A 629-nucleotide genomic window follows, 5' to 3' on the forward strand; every position below is an offset into this window, starting at 1 on the left:
AGAATTTTACTTTTTGCTCAAATTCTAGTTGGTGTTTTAATCCAACTATGGAAACATCCAATAACAGCTTTCAGAAAAAGAAGAGGGGAAAAAAACCTTCTATCCGAAAAAGGGCCTATCAACAGCTAAGAGGTTTTTCCCCTATTATCGCTTTTCTAGCATGCTTAGGTTCATTCCAAACCTCCTTTGGGCAAACAGGGAATGTGTTTGGTCCCGGCTCAGGGGGACAAATTATTCAAAGAGGTTCTTATAATAGTTTTTTTGGCTATCGTGCGGGTCTCCAAACTGTGGATGCCGACGGTAATACTTTTATCGGTTATTATGCAGGTGCCTCTGAGCCCGGTGGTAATAATTTTGGCGGTTCATGGAATACTTTTACAGGATATCAAGCGGGGCATAATATTCAAGCCGGAAATTCCAATAGCTTTTTAGGAGCCAATGCTGGGTTCTCAAACTTTTGGGGTAGTAACAATACTATTGTAGGGAGTGAGGCTGGCTTCCAAAATGAAAGTGGAAATGCAAATGTTTTTATAGGATATCAGGCCGGCTACAATGAAACGGGTAGCAATAAACTCTATATTGACAATAGCAATACCTCCAGCCCTTTGATTTACGGAGATTTCGCATCT

General features: G+C 40.7%; 1 pseudogene. It reads left to right on the plus strand.

The features are described 5' to 3' along the window. Positions 1-47: 47 nt before the first annotated feature. Positions 48-629, plus strand: a pseudogene (locus tag E1171_RS00355) (hypothetical protein); the annotation flags it as partial.

It is taken from the genome of Xanthovirga aplysinae, from assembly GCF_009711365.1.
GTDB classification, from domain to species: domain Bacteria; phylum Bacteroidota; class Bacteroidia; order Cytophagales; family Cyclobacteriaceae; genus Xanthovirga; species Xanthovirga aplysinae.